The organism is uncultured Deefgea sp., from assembly GCF_947072475.1.
Classification (GTDB): Bacteria; Pseudomonadota; Gammaproteobacteria; order Burkholderiales; family Chitinibacteraceae; genus Deefgea.
On the sequence record NZ_CAMTIA010000004.1, the window covers coordinates 37,547 to 54,650 of the forward strand.

At 48.6% G+C, this 17,104-nt stretch carries 13 protein-coding genes and 1 tRNA gene; 12 read left to right on the forward strand and 2 right to left on the reverse strand.

Going from position 1 to position 17,104, the window contains the following annotated elements; translation table 11 throughout:
- Positions 1-121: 121 nt before the first annotated feature.
- The 6 genes from Q0V82_RS02555 to Q0V82_RS02580 all read left to right on the forward strand — a co-directional run bounded on the left by Q0V82_RS02555 (position 122) and on the right by Q0V82_RS02580 (position 8,248).
- Positions 122-1,387, forward strand: a complete 1,266-nt coding sequence (locus Q0V82_RS02555; RefSeq protein WP_297572364.1) for a GntP family permease — start codon at positions 122-124, stop codon at positions 1,385-1,387.
- 98 nt (positions 1,388-1,485) lie between these two features.
- Positions 1,486-2,631: a glycerate kinase gene (locus Q0V82_RS02560; protein WP_297572367.1), complete on the forward strand. Its 1,146-nt coding sequence runs from the start codon at positions 1,486-1,488 to the stop codon at positions 2,629-2,631.
- Positions 2,632-2,876: 245 nt separating this feature from the next.
- Entirely contained in the window at positions 2,877-3,659 is a 783-nt protein-coding gene (gene fabI / locus Q0V82_RS02565; RefSeq protein WP_297572369.1) for an enoyl-ACP reductase FabI, read from the forward strand.
- Between the two features lie 137 nt (positions 3,660-3,796).
- Positions 3,797-6,019: a DUF3141 domain-containing protein gene (locus Q0V82_RS02570; protein ID WP_297572372.1), complete on the forward strand. Its 2,223-nt coding sequence runs from the start codon at positions 3,797-3,799 to the stop codon at positions 6,017-6,019.
- An 85-nt stretch (positions 6,020-6,104) separates the two neighbouring features.
- A complete protein-coding gene (locus tag Q0V82_RS02575) occupies positions 6,105-7,043 on the forward strand; it encodes a phosphate acetyltransferase (protein WP_297572374.1) in 939 nt (312 codons plus the stop codon).
- On the forward strand, positions 7,040-8,248 hold the full coding sequence (locus Q0V82_RS02580; protein ID WP_297572376.1) for an acetate/propionate family kinase: 1,209 nt from the start codon (positions 7,040-7,042) through the stop codon (positions 8,246-8,248). The genes Q0V82_RS02575 and Q0V82_RS02580 overlap by 4 nt, the downstream gene beginning before the upstream one ends.
- Before the next feature lie 2 nt (positions 8,249-8,250).
- Here the strand turns inward: Q0V82_RS02580 and Q0V82_RS02585 are convergent, their stop codons facing one another.
- On the reverse strand, positions 8,251-9,285 hold the full coding sequence (locus tag Q0V82_RS02585) for a hypothetical protein (RefSeq protein WP_297572379.1): 1,035 nt from the start codon (positions 9,283-9,285) through the stop codon (positions 8,251-8,253).
- 305 nt (positions 9,286-9,590) lie between these two features.
- Here Q0V82_RS02585 and Q0V82_RS02590 point away from each other — a divergent pair, with 305 nt between their 5' ends.
- From Q0V82_RS02590 to Q0V82_RS02605, 4 genes are all read left to right on the forward strand, one after another.
- A complete protein-coding gene (locus Q0V82_RS02590) occupies positions 9,591-10,040 on the forward strand; it encodes a PTS sugar transporter subunit IIA (RefSeq protein ID WP_297572381.1) in 450 nt (149 codons plus the stop codon).
- Between the two features lie 11 nt (positions 10,041-10,051).
- Entirely contained in the window at positions 10,052-10,321 is a 270-nt protein-coding gene (locus Q0V82_RS02595; protein ID WP_297572384.1) for a PTS sugar transporter subunit IIB, read from the forward strand.
- Positions 10,322-10,336: 15 nt separating this feature from the next.
- The gene (locus Q0V82_RS02600) at positions 10,337-11,596 is read left to right on the forward strand and encodes a PTS ascorbate transporter subunit IIC (protein ID WP_297572385.1); all 1,260 of its coding nucleotides are present in this window, start codon (positions 10,337-10,339) and stop codon (positions 11,594-11,596) included.
- A 196-nt stretch (positions 11,597-11,792) separates the two neighbouring features.
- Positions 11,793-13,478 (forward strand): GGDEF domain-containing protein, encoded by a 1,686-nt coding sequence (locus tag Q0V82_RS02605; RefSeq protein ID WP_297572387.1) that lies wholly within the window; start codon positions 11,793-11,795, stop codon positions 13,476-13,478.
- A gap of 51 nt (positions 13,479-13,529) precedes the next feature.
- Here the strand turns inward: Q0V82_RS02605 and Q0V82_RS02610 are convergent.
- Positions 13,530-13,619 (reverse strand) — tRNA-Ser (locus Q0V82_RS02610).
- 404 nt (positions 13,620-14,023) lie between these two features.
- Here Q0V82_RS02610 and mltF point away from each other — a divergent pair.
- The gene (gene mltF, locus Q0V82_RS02615) at positions 14,024-15,481 is read left to right on the forward strand and encodes a membrane-bound lytic murein transglycosylase MltF (protein ID WP_297572389.1); all 1,458 of its coding nucleotides are present in this window, start codon (positions 14,024-14,026) and stop codon (positions 15,479-15,481) included.
- Positions 15,482-15,613: 132 nt separating this feature from the next.
- Positions 15,614-17,002 carry a glutamate--tRNA ligase gene (gene gltX, locus Q0V82_RS02620; RefSeq protein ID WP_297572391.1) on the forward strand — a complete coding sequence of 463 codons (1,389 nt, stop codon included), beginning with the start codon at positions 15,614-15,616 and terminating at the stop codon, positions 17,000-17,002.
- The last annotated feature ends 102 nt before the right edge of the window (positions 17,003-17,104 follow it).

The following is a 17,104-nucleotide window of genomic DNA, read 5'->3' on the forward strand; positions in this document are numbered from 1 at the left end:
CGCCCAAAAATTGATGATAAATTGATTTTATATTGGGGCGTTTTCACAATGACTCCCGCTTTAAATCGGCAGAAAATGTAGTCCTTATTGAAGCGCTACATCCGATTTAAGGAGTCTTATTGTGGAATTAGTCAGCACACTGGGCGCGATTGTCGCCTTGGCCGTGGCCATTGGCCTGATCCTAAAAAAAGTTTCGCCGACTTATGGCATGGTCGCCGGGGCACTCATCGGCGGACTGATTGGCGGCGCTGATTTGGTGTACACCGTCGAATTAATGATGGGCGGCGCTAAAAATATTATTCCTGCCGTATTGCGGATTTTGGCGGCTGGGGTGTTGGCTGGGGTGCTGATCGAGTCGGGTGGCGCAGCGCGAATTGCCGATACCATCGTCGGCAAACTCGGCGAAGTGCGCGCCTTATTGGCGTTGGCAGTCGCGACTATGATTCTGACTTCGGTTGGGGTGTTTGTGGATGTGGCGGTGATTACCGTGGCTCCGATTGCCTTATTGATTGCAGAGCGAGCCAATATTTCGCGTTTTGCGGTGCTACTAGCGATGATTGGTGGTGGTAAGGCCGGCAATGTGATGTCGCCCAATCCCAATACCATTGCTGCGGCCGATGCTTTTCACCAATCGCTGACCTCGGTCATGATGGGTGGGGTGATTCCAGGCTTGGTGGGTCTATTGGTCGCCTATCTATTGGCGCGTCGTTTAAGCAATTTTGGTTCGGCGGTGCACGCCAGCGAAGTGCACGACAAAGATCATAATAAAGTGCTGCCAAGTTTTGGCGCCGCCATCGTGGCGCCGAGTGTGGCCATTGGTTTGCTGGCTTTACGTCCTTTATTTGATATCAAAGTAGATCCATTGATTGCGCTGCCGGTGGGCGGGATTGCCGGTACTTTGGCGATGGGCAAAATTCGCCAATTAAATCAGTTCAGCACAGCTGGTTTGCAAAGAATGTTGCCGGTGGCGGTGATGCTGCTTGGTACGGGTACTTTGGCCGGGATTGTCGCTAATTCTGAACTCAAAAATGTGTTGATTGATGGCATTGCCAACCTGGGTTTGCCAGCCTATGTGTTAGCGCCAGTGGCGGGTATTTTGATGTCGATGGCGACCGCGTCCACTACAGCAGGCACGGCAGTGGCTTCGCAAGTCTTTGCCGCGACGCTGACTACTTTAGGCGTAGCGCCTTTGGGTTCTGCGGTGATGATTCACTCGGGGGCGACGGTATTAGATAGTTTGCCACACGGTAGCTTCTTCCATTCCACGGCTGGTGCTGTGGGCATGCAAATGAAAGAGCGTCTGAAAATGATTCCGTATGAAGCCGCCATTGGTATGGGTATTACGATCACTGCGACATTAATTTATGGGGTATTTAATCTTGGTTAATGCTGAATAAGCCTTGCATGGTTATACCCGTTGTATTTATTGAGACTAAGTTGAAGTAACAAATACGGCGTCGGCTGCGGCGCTGTGGAGAAATTGAAATGCGTAAAATTGTCATTGCCCCGGATTCATTTAAAGAAACGCTCAGCGCCCAAGCGGTAGCGCATATTATTGCCCAAGCTTTTCGCTCGCAATTACCCGATGTTGAGTTGATTGAAATTCCAGTTGCCGATGGCGGCGAGGGTACGTTGGATGCGCTGATTGATTCATCCAACGGCAGTCGCCATCAATGCACGGTGCATGGTCCTTTGGGCGAACCGGTGAATGCCACTTGGGGCTTGATGGGAGATGGCATCACTGCCGTGATTGAAATGGCCGCCGCCAGTGGTTTGGCCTTGGTGCCTGCCGCGCAGCGAAATCCATTAATTACCTCCAGTAAAGGAACCGGGCAATTAATTCGTGCGGCATTAGATGCCGGCGCTCGGCGCTTTATTTTGGCCATTGGTGGCTCGGCGACCAATGATGGCGGTGCCGGCATGATGCGCGCTTTGGGCGCCCAATTTTTAAATGCACAAGGCCAGGCCCTGCCAGCGGGTGGCGCAAGTTTGGCGCATTTGGCAACGATAGATTTAAGTTTGCTCGATCCGCGCTTGGCCCAATGTCAGTTTGAAGTGGCGTGCGATGTGGATAATCCATTGACTGGAGAGAATGGCGCATCGAGTATTTTTGGCCCGCAAAAAGGCGCTACGCCGGAAATGGTGCAGACCTTGGACGCGGCATTGGCGCGGTTTGCTCAGGTGATTCGTGAACAAGTTGGCCGTGATGTCGAGATGATTGCTGGTGCGGGTGCTGCAGGTGGCATGGGCGCAGCCGCTTTGGCGTTTTTCAATAGCCAATTGCGGCGTGGGATTGATATTGTGCTCGATGCCGCTAAATTGGCCGATCAACTGCAAGACGCTGATTTAGTGATTACTGGCGAAGGCCGTTTGGATGGGCAAACGATTTTTGGTAAAACACCAATTGGCGTGGCGCAAATGGCCAAGCAATTTAATCTGCCAGTGATTGCCATTGGCGGTTGCCTGCGGGAAGACGTGGATATTGTGCATGACTATGGCATTGATGCCGTGTTTGATTGCGTGCATAAAGCCATGCCGCTGGAGGAAGCCCTCGCTGGCGCGAGCGATAATTTGTATCGCGTGGCGCGCAATGTGGCGGCGATTGTCGCGATGCAATATCGACAGGTTTAATTTACTGCGCTACGTGTTAGCGTGCGCTGCTTGCAAAAAATACCGCCAAATTTGGGGGTATTTTTTTTGCCTACGCTGAGACTTTGCCCCATTCTTATGGGCTTTATTGTTGCGGTGCATCATATTTGTGTTTTATGGTTACTTTTGGTGTTATTTTTTTGAAATTTTGACGTAATATGTTGAGGGGTAAAATCGCCGCTACGATCAGCGCAACAGCCCCTATTAACTTAACGGAAAATCTCATAATGACGATCGAAAACCCAACTCCTATTTTGGCTGGCTATAAGGCGCTGGTGGTAGGAGTCGCTAACGAAGACTCGATTGCCTATGGTTGCGCGCAGGCTTTTCGCGCCGTTGGCGCGGATGTGGCGATCACTTATTTAAATGACAAAGCTAAACCGCATGTGGAGCCTTTGGCGCAAGCCCTTGGCGCTGCGATCTTTGCACCATTGGATGTGTCCAAACCGGGTGAACTAGAGGCCTTGTTTGCGCGGATAGAAAAAGAATGGGGCAAGATCGACATCTTGGTGCATTCGATTGCTTCGGCCAAAAAAGAAGACATCCAAGGCGGTTTACTCGATTGCTCGGCCGATGGTTTTGCACTGGCGATGGATATTTCGGTGCATTCTTTGATCCGCATGGCCAAATTGGCCGCGCCTTTGATGACCGATGGCGGCACGATATTTGCGATGACTTACCACGGCGCTTGTAAAGTGGTGCCCAACTATAACGTGATGGGGCCAGTGAAAGCCGCACTGGAGGCGTCATGCCGTTATCTGGCGTATGAATTGGGCCCCAAGGGGATTCGAGTGCACTCGATTTCTCCCGGGCCACTCAAAACCCGCGCCGCTTCTGGGCTGAAAGACTTCGATCTATTGCTCAATGAGGCCGCAGAGCGCGCGCCCGTGGGCGAGTTGGTTGACATTATGGATGTCGGTTATACCTGCGCTTATCTGGCAACGCCTTACGCGCGCCGTCTAACTGGCGAGACAATTTATGTCGATGGCGGTGTGCATATTATGGCCTGAATGAAAAAACGACCGCATCGCCCGCTCGGCTTGAAATCGCTGATGTTGATGGCCATGCCGAATACGATTTGTTGCGGAACAATCAAATTGCCGTTTGAGTCACCCGAAAAGGGTGACCGCCATTGTGGAGTCGTGAAATGTCAAAATCTGTAAGTAATAGTTCCCGTCGTCGTTCGACCAGCAGCGTGAGCAAGTCGGCCGAGGCCGAGCCACAGTTGTCTTGCGCGCAAAATCCTTTGCTTGAATATTGGATTGATGCGATGCAGCGAACGGTGCTGTTTGCTGATTTGCTGCGCCAGCGCAGTGAACAAAACCAAGCGCAACAAGCCAAGGCCGTGCCGCATGTGCTGAGTTTTGACGCTGAATTAGTTTTGGATGCGCGCACTTTTGCCACTGCAGTGAATTATTTATTGGTTCGCGTTAAGCCCACTACGGCGCAGGTTATCGATCCCAAAAAACGCCCCTTTGTGGTGGTCGATCCCCGTGCGGGACATGGCCCGGGCATTGGTGGTTTTAAAGCCGATAGTGAAATTGGCGTGGCGATGGCGGCTGGGCATCCTTGTTATTTTGTTGGCTTTACGCCCGACCCGATGCCCGGGCAAACAATAGAAGACATCATGCATGCCGAGGCGAAATTCCTCGAAAAAGTCATTGAGCTGCACCCTGATGCCGAAGGCAAACCGTGCATCATCGGCAATTGCCAAGCCGGTTGGGCGGTGATGATGCTGGCTGCGACGCGGCCTGAATTGTGTGGCCCGGTGATTGTGCCTGGCACGCCGCTGTCGTATTGGGCCAGCGTTGAGGGTGAAAATCCAATGCGCTATACCGGTGGTTTAAGCGGCGGCAGTTGGATTACCGCACTCACTAGCGATTTGGGGGGTGGGATTTTTGATGGCGGTAATTTGGTGAAGAATTTTGAAAATCTCAATCCAGCCAATACCCTGTGGGGAAAAAATTACGAGATTTGGTCCGATATCGATCATGGCGGCGCACGTTTTCTGGCGTTTGAAAAATGGTGGGGTGGTCATGTCAATTTAAATGGCGAAGAAATTCAATGGATTGTTGATCAACTGTTTATCGGCAATCGCCTCTCGAGCGGGCAGATTGTGACGCAAGCGGGCGAGCCAATTGATTTACGCAATATTCGCTCGCCGATTATTTGTTTTTGCTCGAAAGGCGACAACATTACCCCGCCACAGCAGGCGCTGGGCTGGATTAGTGATGTGTATGCCAGTGATGATGAGCTGCGGCTGTACGGGCAAACCATTGTGTATGCGGTGCACGATCATGTGGGGCATCTAGGTATTTTTGTCTCGGGCAGCGTGGCGAAAAAAGAGCATCAAGAATTTGCCAGCAATATTGATCTGATTGATGTGTTGCCGCCGGGTTTGTATGAAGCGGTACTGACGCCCAAAACCGCCGAGGTCGTTAATCCAGAATGGGTTGAAGGCGACTGGATTGTGCGTTTTGAGCCGCGAACTTTGGCCGATATTCGCCAGATTGTTCAGCCTAATCAAGATGACGCATTGCGCTTTGCCACGGTGGCGCGCGTGTCTGAAATCAATTTAGAGGGGTATCGGCGTTGGGTGCAGCCTTGGGTTAAGTTTGCGGTCAATACCCCGATTAATCAATACTTTAAAGCCTGCTCTGCAGCGCTTGCGCCAGCATCGGTTTTTTCGCATCAAAATCCAATGATGTCGATTTTGCCGCAATGCGCTGAGTGGGTTCGTCAGCATCGCCTGCCGGTGGCTGCGGATAATCCATTTTTAAAATGGCAAGAGTGGTACTCAGAGCAGATGATGAGCGCGCTCAATGGTTACCGAGATCAGCGCGATCGCGCGATGGAGCAGCTGTTTATCTCGATTTATGGCTCGCCGCTATTGCAGCAGATGCTGGGCATTACCGAGGCGTCTTGTCCGGCGATGCCAGCCATAACGCCAGAGCGCCACGCCTTTATCCAGCAGCGCATTGCCTACTTTAACGCCAATATGGCCGAAGGCGGTTTGCGCGAAGCGGTGATTCGCGCCTTGCTGTATATCGGCATGGCCGGGGATGGCGTGGATGAACGGGCATTTAATGCTTTGCGCTTAATTCGCTCGCAAAATGAGGCGCTGCCATTGTCTGAGTTTAAGCAGCAGCTGCGTGAGCAGTATTTTTCATTGCGCTTAGATCCAGATCGCGCTTTGGCAACCATGGTGGAGATGTTGCCCGCAGATTTAGCCAAAAGGCAGGCGGCATTGGAGGTGATTCGGCGCATCGCAGGGGCCGCAGGAGAGATGAGCGCGGTGGCGACGGCACGCCTACATGAGATTGAAGCGCTATTTGTGGCAGAAAAAACGCCACAGCATTCACTGCAATAAACCATGTGCTTGGCGGTTTGGGTCTGGTTGGCCCAATGCCGCCGCCGTAGCTCAATCCAAGATTAATCGATTCTAGAGACCCAATATGGCGCATGAAAAATATCAAAATTTGATCGCACGCTGTCAGGCGCTGACCCCTGTGGCCACGGCGGTGGTGCATCCTTGTGATGAGAGCTCGCTGCGTGGCGCGGTCGAGGCGGCTGAAGCTGGGATTTTGCTGCCGATTTTAGTCGGACCTCGCGGCAAAATTGCGGCGGTTGCCGCTGAGTTTAAATTGGATATTTCGGGCTTTACGCTAATCGACACAGCGCATAGCCAAGCTGCGGCAGAAACAGCGGTGCAATTGGTGCATCAAGGCAAAGCCAGCATGCTGATGAAAGGCAGTTTACATACCGATGAGTTAATGGCGGCGGTGGTGCGTACCAGTACGGGTTTGCGCACCGCAAGGCGAATTAGCCATGCATTTATTATGGATGTACCGAGTTTAGATCGCGTCATCATCATTACCGATGCGGCGATTAATATTTTGCCAACGCTCAAAGACAAAGTGCACATCGTACAAAACGCCATTGATTTGGCGCATGCCTTGGGGTTTAACGCGCCCAAAGTAGCGATTTTATCGGCAATGGAAACCGTGAACCCTGATATTCCGTCAACGGTTGAAGCGGCGGCATTGTGCAAAATGGCCGATCGCCAGCAAATCACTGGCGCGATTTTAGATGGGCCATTGGCGCTGGATAATGCGATCAATCTACAAGCGGCGCAAATCAAAAAGATCGATTCTCCGGTGGCGGGCATGGCCGATATTTTGGTCGCGCCGGATTTGGAGTCGGGCAATATGCTCGCCAAAAGCCTGACTTTTATGGCGGGGGCGGATGCTGCGGGCATCGTACTTGGCGCACGCGTGCCGATTATTTTGACCAGTCGCGCCGATTCATTGATGACGCGCTTGGCGTCTTGCGCGGTGGCCGCCTTGGTGGCCGAATCGCAGCGGCTGAATTTAAAACAAGCGGTGGCCGTATGAGCGAAGCCATTTTAGTATTGAACGCGGGCTCTTCTAGCCTTAAGTTTTCGCTATTTCTAGCGCAAGGCGATGCGCTTAATGTATGGCTTACTGGGCAACTTGAAGGCCTTTATACCGAGGCGCGCTTTAAAGTCAAAGACGCGCTGGGCGCTTTAATCGGCGAAAAACAATGGCTTGATGGTGAAGCCCTCGGCCACGAAGGGGCGTTAGCGCATTTGGCGGATTTTTTGCGCGAGCAATTGGGTGAGCATCAATTGGTGGCGGTGGGGCATCGGGTAGTCCATGGCGGAATGACTTATACCGCGCCCGTGGCGCTTAATGCGGCGATTGTGCAAGATTTAACTCGCCTCACGGCGCTAGCGCCATTGCATCAGCCGCATAATCTCAAGCCGATTTCAATCTTACTTGCCCAGCGTGCTGATTTACTGCAGGTAGCTTGTTTTGATACGGCGTTTCATTGCACCCAAGCGGCGGTAGAGCAAACCTTTGCGCTGCCGCAGCAGATTACTGAGCTAGGCGTGCGGCGCTATGGTTTTCATGGTTTGTCTTATGAATATATTGCGTCGGTGCTGCCACAATACGCTGCCCAAGCACGCCGAGTGGTGGTGCTGCATTTAGGCAATGGCGCAAGTATGTGCGCGATTCAAGACGGAAAAAGCGTAGCCAGTACCATGGGTTTTACCGCCGTTGATGGCCTGCCGATGGGAACGCGCTGCGGTAATTTAGATCCCGGCGTGGTGCTGTATTTGATGGATGAATTAAAAATGGACGTGCGCGCCATCGAAAAACTGCTGTATCAGCAATCGGGTTTATTGGGCGTTTCTGGTCTATCTAGTGATATGCACACCTTGCTCGATTCGGATGATCCTCAGGCCAAGTTTGCGGTGGATTTATTTGTGTATCGGATCGCTCGCGAATTGGGCGCGCTGGCCGCCACCATGGGCGGCGTCGATGCCTTGGTCTTTACCGCCGGCATTGGCGAGCATGCACCGCTGATTCGGCAGCGAGTCTGCCAAGCGGCGGCTTGGCTAGGTCTTGATTTGGATGAAACGGCCAATCAAGCTGGTGCTGCCCGTATTAGCCGCGCAGACAGTGCGGTGAGTGCATGGCAGATTCCTACGCAAGAAGAATGGATGATTGCCCAACACACCCGGCAGATTTTACACCGCACTCGCGCTAATGCCGAGTCAGCACGGATTGACTGAGTTTATGGGGGGTTGCGGCGCAATAGTTTGCTCAATTGCGGATCAATGATTTGCCATTGATTCGCCAATTGCGCAATCACCCGATTTCTTTGCATTTTTTTAAAGCTGCTTTGTATTTGCGAGGCGCTAATACTCTGACTCCCTGTTTGCTCAGCCAGCCAAAGCCGGTATTTGGTCTCATAAAATTGCTGCCGACCTTCGGCAATGCCCAGCAATAGCAATCGATCCAAACGCGCCAAATCTTCCCAACCCAGTGCCGCAATACTCACTTGCTGTTGCCGCTGCAATTGTCGCTCTAACACTTCCGGTAGTGATTTCACCGGATCGAGCACCAATTCTTCAATCATGGCGCGCATTGCGGCAGGCGAGCGCTGTAGTTTTTCAAATGCCGGCATGATGCTGGCGCGATCAATTTGTCCCCAAGTAATCCCTGCATAGTTGTCGCTCATGGCGCTGGATTGGCCGATGTTTTGCGTGAGCTGCTTATATAAATTGAGTAAGTGATCCAGATAGCCCGCGCCCATTTCGGGGAGTGTGAGGCAGGCGCTATGTTGTGCTAGCAAACTGGGAAACGCGGCATGGTGTCGTTGTTGGCAGGTGAAAATGATTTTAATGAATTGTCCATACGGCGACATGGCGTGGAAGATTTCTGCCAGCAAGACGATGCCGCGCTCTTTTTGCAGCAGTAAATCCGCATCATCAATTAATAGTGCCACCGGTTTTTTCTGACTATGCAGCTGAGCAAATAAAGCGGCAATTGGGCCCGCCGAGTCTTTGGCCGGATTTTTACGCAATAGGTTTTGCAATTGATGGCTTAGCCAATGCTCATTCATCGCAAAATCGGTCAGCGTTTCGCGTAGGCGCAGCTCAAGAAACTTGCTGGGGACTTGGGCACAAGAAAAATACTGAGTGCGCCAGCCTTGTTTTTCTAGCCATGGCATAAGGTCATTCTGCAAAAAATGGCTCTTGCCGCCAGCACGCGGTGCTAGCAAGGTGATGCAGTCAGTCAGCTCGTTTTCCCAGAGTTGAAATAGCATTGCAGCCAGCGATTGGCGCGGATAGTGCCATGGGTTTGGATTGGAAATTTTTATGCTCCAATGAATAATTATGCATTAAAGAAATAAATCGATTATGTACGCATAATATTTTTATGTATTGGTATTAAGTCTATGTAAATTAAGTTGATTTATTAATTGATTGTACTTTATTGACTTGGATTATTCGCACTATGCCCTTGGGTTAAATTTATTAATTATGGGTATTTTGTTGGTTTTATTCATTTTCATTGGGCGTAGCATGAAGTCATTGAATTTTGCTGAATGACTTGACCGAGGAATGCCAGATGTTGAATGAAATTTTAACCCCCGATAGCATCGTATTTAAAACCTCATGCCCAGATTGGCAAACGGCAGTTCGTGAATCATGCGCACCTTTATTAGCACGAGGAACAATTGAGCCGGCGTATATCGATGCCATTATTGCCAATGTCATTGAGTTGGGCCCTTATATTGTGATTGCCCCTGATGTGGCGATTCCACATGCCCGCCCAGAAGCCGGTGCATTAGGTATGGGGATGTCTTTATTAAAACTCACCGAGCCTGTGGCCTTTGGTAGTGAGCCCGACGAGCAAGCCAGAATGCTATTTGCATTTTCTGCCATTGATAGCCGCAGCCATCAGCGCGCTTTAAAGCAACTCGCCGATTTAATTATGGATGAAGAAAAATTTGCGGCTTTAGCTGCTGCCGATTCAGTGGATGCCGTATTGGCACTCATTAATAGCGTTTCAAATTAAGGAGTATCACCATGAAAATTATGATCGTCTGTGGCAATGGTTTGGGTAGCAGCATGATGCTGGAAATGACGGTGAATTCAGTCCTTAAAGAAATGGGCGTGATTGCTGAAGTGGGTCATACCGATTTATTTTCGGCAAAAGGCGAAGTGGCGGATTTATTTGTCGGCTCGCACGAAATTATGAGTCAGCTCGATGATGGCAGCCGCCAATTAGCCGGGGTGCGCAATATTATGGATAAAGCCGAAGTGCGCGCCGCGCTTGAATTAAAACTCAATCAATAAATCTAGGCCAAGCTGATGATTAAATTTCTACTCGATGTTTTATCTGACCCCGCGATATTGATTGGTATTTTTGCTTTGTCGGGCTTATTGCTGCAAAAAGCCAAAATCTCGGACGTCATTGGCGGAACAATTAAAACCATTCTGGGTTTTGTGATTTTAGGCGCGGGCGCGCAAATCTTAATTGGTTCGCTCGATGTATTTCGCCAAGTGTTTGATCACGCCTATGGACTAAAGGGCACGATTCCAAATAATGAAGGCATTACCGCGCTGGCTTTAAAAGAAGTCGGCTCGCAAACGGCCTATGTGATGATTTTGGGTATGGTGTTTAATTTGTTGCTGGCGCGTTTTACGCCACTCAAATACATCTTTTTAACCGGTCACCACACCTTATTTATGGCGTGTTTGATTGTGGCAGTGCTCAGCACCGGCGGTTATAGCAGCTGGAGTGTGGTGCTATTTGGTGGTGCATTATTGGGCTGCTTAATGGTGGTGATGCCAGCCTTGCTGCAACCTTTGACGCGCAAAGTCACGGGTAGCGATAACTTTGCCTTGGGTCATTTTGGTTCATTTGGTTATTTGGCTGCCGGTTGGATTGGCATCTTGGTGGGCAAAAATGGTCGCTCGACTGAAGACATTAAAGTCCCTGATTCACTGCGTTTTTTGCGTGATACCTCGATTTCAATGGCCTTAACCATGGCGGTGTTATTCTTTGTCGTTTCAATGGCCGCTGGCAGTGATTACATCGAGCAGAATTTATCTGGCGGCGTAAACTTCATAGTATATGGCTTTAAGCAAGCGCTGACGTTCTCTGCAGGCGTATACATCATCTTGGCAGGGGTGCGTTTATTGATCTCTGAAATCGTACCCGCCTTTAAAGGTATCTCAGACCGATTAATTCCGAACGCCAAACCGGCACTTGATTGCCCAGCGATCTTCCCATTTGCCCCGAATGCAGTGGTGATTGGTTTCTTGTTTAGCTTTATCGGCGGCTTGTTGGCGATGTTTATTACCCCTGCCATCGGTTTGGCGGTGATTGTTCCGGGCTTAATCCCGCACTTTTTTACCGGTGCAACGGCTGGCGTGTATGGCAATGCCACCGGTGGACTACGTGGCGCAATCGTCGGCTCGTTTGTGAATGGTCTGTTGATTAGCTTTTTGCCGGCCTTGCTATTAGGCAGCTTAGGCGCATTGGGCTTTGCCGGTACCACTTTTGGCGATACTGATTTTGGCGTGGTGGGATTACTGTTGACAGGGTTTATGTCGATTACCCATTAATGGCTAGCACAAGTCTAGTTATTTAAAAAGTCCTGATTAAATCAGGACTTTTTTATGTATTTAATTTTTATTTTGTGTATTTTTACACTTAAATTTTCTGGTTAACTAGTTTAGTTATTTTTACTAAAAACAAGAGTTGTCAGTAGCGCTGCGCTTGCATAAACTCGCTTTACTCAGTAAAAGTAGAAAAAACACAATGCTAGCAAATAGTAGTTTTCAGTATCAAGCCGCATATTGCAATGGGAAAATTTATTCTTATGAGGCGTTATTAAGACCCAACCCAAGCCTAAATCAATCGGTAGAAGAGTTTGTTGCTGCAGTCGCAGATAAAGTTGAGTTTGACCTCTTGGTGATTGAAAAAGTAGTTTTAGATTTGAAAAGCAATGCCGATCTTTCTGAAATTCAAGTTTCAATAAATATTTCAGCTGACAGCTTAGAGTCGGACCTTTTTATGGAAAAAAGTTTACCTTTTTTCTTGGTACATAAAAATATTACGCTTGAAATAATGGGTTTGAATTTTTCTTGCGATAAAGATTTGATTAATATAAATATTAATAAATTAAAGTTACTTGGAATTAGATTTTCTATCAATAACTACGGTGTTGATAAGGGAACAAAGCTATTGGCTGATTTGAATGTAGACTTTATCAAACTAGATGGAAGTTTAGTTAAAGGTATTGAGAATGACTACGTTGCATTTTCATTGCTTAGAGCTTTGTATGAATCGATTGTTTTTATTTTAAATAAAGATGTTGTTATTCAGCATATAGAGAATGAGCAACAGTTTAATCTGGTTAAACAATTTGAAAGTGTAAAGTGCCAAGGTTTCTTTTTGTCAAAACCAGAAGCATTAATCAATGTTAAGCCCACCGAGAAATGTGTTTGCCATATTGATCGCGTACGAAGCGAACGATTGTTGCATGTGCTAGATCGCGCTATTTATGATTTGAATCGAAGTAAAGGTGAGGGTGAAGTTCTTTTATCAATTGAAAAAATTAAGCTGATAGATAAATATAATATATTGAGACTAGATGACTTGCCGAGTGAGTATAGGGCAGATTATATTAATTTTAATTATTTGGCTGCGGTGGCAAATGATAGCGATAAAAATCATATACTAACGTCATCTTTAATTAATAGCAGTGACGCTTTGGTGATTATTCGAGATTCTAATGGTCAAGCTGTCTTTAATAATGATAGCCATAAAGCGTATTTGGGTATGGATCTTGTCGATTTGCCCATCGCTGAAGTGCTTGAAAAATTCCCTGACTATAAAACGTGCATTGCTTTAGATCGAGAGTTACTGGATGGCGAGTCGGCTTTTTTGATTTCTGATGAAACCATAGAAAATGGCGATAACATAATATTATTTCATACCTATAGACAGAAAATCATTTCACACGGGCAGACATTTGTAATTTGCAGTGTGTATGAAGATAAATTGAAAGGCAGTATCAAGATTGATCCGCTGACCGGTTGCTTCATGCGTTCGTTTTTAGATGGCAAAGAAATTAAAAACTATCAATCCTTAGTATTTATTGATCTTGATGGCTTTAAGTTGGTTAACGACAGCTATGGGCATGGAAGAGGAGATGATGTGCTTAAGGATTTTGCTCAACAGATGAGCATTTTGATGCGCTCTGCGGATGCTCTAGTTCGATTTGGTGGTGATGAGTTTGTTGTATTATTTGAATGTGATGATTTGCAAAAAATCAAAGACCGCATGAATTTTATTCGACAGCGCATCGACGCTTACTTTAAGCAGCAAGACTTGGCGATTTCTTTTTCGTATGGAGCCTCTCCGATTTTTTCCGACATCCAGCAAGCTTTGCATACTGCTGATGTGGATATGTATATAGAGAAAGCCAGTCGAAAATCTTAATCGTCAATAAAAAAGCCCTGATGATGTCATCAGGGCTTTTGGTATTGGGCTTGGAGGAGAGAGGGGGATTCGAACCCCCGATAGTATCGCTACTACGCCTGATTTCGAGTCAGGTACATTCAACCACTCTGCCACCTCTCCAACAAGAGGGCGCAGTTTACGCCGTGTGGTTCAATTTGCCAAGCGGCGCATTTTTGCTACTGAATTCGCGTTCAGAATGGCGGAGTGCGGTACTGCAAATGATGTGGGTTTTGAGCGTGGAAAAATAAGCCGGTTGACGAAAAAAATCAGATGGATTTTTGCTTGGTAAGGTGTTTTCTGACACCGAGTGGTGGGAATTTTGCTGCAACAGCGAAAAAAAACGTCGTAATTTCTTAGTTGATGATTACGGCGCTTTTTTTTGCGCATCGCTTGCGTTGGCGCTGCTTGGCGGCGTTTTTCTTGGCGCTGGCTTGCAGGTACATTTCACAGATGTGCTTGAATAATTTGTTGTTTTTCAAATTTCTTGGCACAATGCGTTCAACTTAACGATCAACAGGCTAGGCATGAAGAGATTCTTAACTGCGCTCTCAGCGTGTTTACTTTTGGGCTGTGGCAACCTTTCGTCAACAGCACAACGTGTATTACCATGGGCGGAGTCAAAAGAATTGACCGTGCTGGTACAAAATGGTCCAACCACTTTATACGTGGATGCCGAAGGGCGTTATGCGGGGATTGAATACGATTTAGTCACCCGTTTTGCCGAGGCACATGGCTTAAAAGTTCGCTTTATTATGGCCGCGACGTATGGCGAAGTGGTGCAGCGTTTAAAGCGTAAAGAAGCGCATTTGGCCGTTGGTGTGCATCGTGATATTGATGGTGAGGGCTTGGTATTTGGCCCAGGCTATCAAACGGTGAAGCCGGTTCTGGTTTATCCCGCAGCGCGCAATGAAAGCCATGTTTTGCGTCAGATCGAACAAGGCCAAGGCACGCTCAGTACCTTGCCGCAATACACCGCGTCACTGCAGCAACATAAAGTTAAGTTTCCGAATTTACTCTGGAATACCGTTGATCAAGTCGATAACGAAGATTTGATTGAGTCGGTCGCATCCGGCAAACTCGATTACGCCGTGGTGGATTCGCATGCGGCCGATATTGCGCAAAATTATTATCCCAATGTGGCGATTTCCAAGTCTTTTGGCGATAGTGCTCAGCAATTATCGTGGGCCATGCTGGAAGGCGATGACCAACTGTCGACGATGGTGTCGGCGTTTTTCCGCCAAGCGATGGCTGATGGCTCGTTAGGCCGTTTGCAAGACCGTTATTATGGCCATATCAATCGAGTCGATCCGGTGGATGCGCTGACTTATCTCGGACGCATTAAATCGACCTTGCCGAAATTTAAAGCGACTTTTTTAAAAGCTGAAGCTGAAACCGGCATTGATTGGCGTTTATTGGCGGCTTTAGCCTACCAAGAATCGCATTGGGACAATGCCTCTGTTTCACCGACTGGCGTTCGCGGCATTATGATGCTGACCAACGACACGGCATCTTTGCTTGGGGTGAATCGGCTAGATCCACAACAGAGCATCTTGGGCGGCGCGCGTTATGTGCAACTGATGCGTAAAGGTATTCCTGAGCGGGTGCCAGAGCCTGATCGCACTTGGCAAGCCTTGGCCGCTTACAATATTGGCTTGGGCCATGTTGAGGACGCGCGCACCTTGGCGCAGCGTTTAGATAAAAATCCTGATAGCTGGACCGATCTAAAAGGCATTTTGCCTTTGCTACGTAAAGCCGAACATTTTAGTACCTTAAAATACGGTTATGCGCGCGGCGGTGCACCGGTGATTTATGTTGAAAGACTGAAAACCTATTACGATATTTTGGTGCGTTTTGAGCAGCCGAGCAAAATCACTGCGCCAGAATTCTCGACTACGGTGATGGTCGACAACCCGGGCAATCTGACTTTAGATATCAATAGCAAGCTCAGTCAGGCTAAACCACGCCAAGTTGCTGCCTTATAATTCGGCGTATATTTCCGCATTAATTTCAAAATAATTCAGCCCATCGTATAGCTTTTGAAAGAGGGCTTTGGGGCTGTATTACTGCGCATTTCCGGTACAATAGTATTTTTGCTTTTCGCCGGATCTGCGCCCATGAAAGTTCGCACTCGTTTTGCCCCTTCTCCAACTGGCCTGTTACACATTGGCGGTGTTCGCACTGCGCTGTTTTCTTGGGCTTTCGCCAAAAAACACGGTGGCCAATTTGTTTTGCGGATTGAAGACACCGATCTAGAACGTTCAACGCCAGAATCGGTTGCCGCCATTATGGATGGCATGCATTGGGTGGGCTTGGATTACGACGAAGGCCCGTTTTACCAAATGCAAAGAATGGATCGCTACAAAACCGTGATCCAGCATTTACTCGATTCAGGGCATGCTTATTACTGCTATTGCAGTAAAGAAGAGCTCGACGCGCAACGTACTGAAGCCGAAAGCCGGGGTGAAAAACCCCGTTACAACCGCGCTTGGCGACCAGAGACTGGCAAAACCTTGCCAGCGATTCCGAGCGATATCACCCCCGTGGTGCGGTTTAAAACCCCAATGGGCGGCTCGGTGGTGTGGTACGACCAAGTGAAAGGTCGGATCGAAATCAGCCATGATGAACTCGATGATTTAATCTTGGCGCGCCCTGATGGCACGCCAACGTATAATTTTTGCGTAGTGGTTGACGATTGGGATATGCAAATTACCCACGTTATTCGCGGCGACGATCATGTGAACAACACCCCACGTCAAATTGTCATTTACCAAGCGCTTGACGCCTTGGTGCCTTTGTTTGCCCATTTACCGATGATTCATAATGATCAGGGCGTTAAATTGTCTAAGCGCCGCGATGCGGTGTCGGTGGTTGATTACGATAAGCAAGGTATTTTGCCAGAAGCGCTGCTCAATTATTTGGCACGCTTAGGTTGGGGCCATGGCGACGATGAGATTTTCTCGTTAGAGCAATTTGTTGAATGGTTTGATTTAAACGATGTGAGCGGTAGCCCAAGCCGGATGGATCGCGACAAATTGCTGTGGACCAATGCGCAATACATTAAAGCTGCCGATCCAGCGCAACTCGCTGCGCGCGTTACTGGCTTTTTGGCCGATAAAGGCGTGGACATCGCAGGCGGCCCCGCGCTCGCTGACGTGTGCGCCTTGCTAAAAGATCGTTGCCAAACCTTGCTTGAAATGGCCGATCAAGCGGCGTATTTCTATAGCGCATTAACGCCAACGCAAGAGATCGCTGATAAACATCTGACGCCGACCGATGAAGAACGCCTGAAGTTATTCGCCGAAGCGGCTGCTGCGCTTGAAACATGGGATGCAGCGAGTTTGGGCGCGTTGATTAAAGAGTTTGTGAAGCAACAAGGCGTAAAAATGCCGCAAGTGGGCATGCCGATTCGCGCCAAAGTGTGTGGCATCACCAATACCCCATCGGTGGACGCGGTATTGGCCTTGATCGGTCGCGAAGAAGTACTGCGTCGTTTGGTGGCTTAAACCCGCAATGATTTGCTAACTGAGTGTTAAAAGGCCAAGCCCATCTTGGCCTTTTTTTTTGCTGATTGAACAATCGCCATGGGCCGATTGCCAAAGGATGTT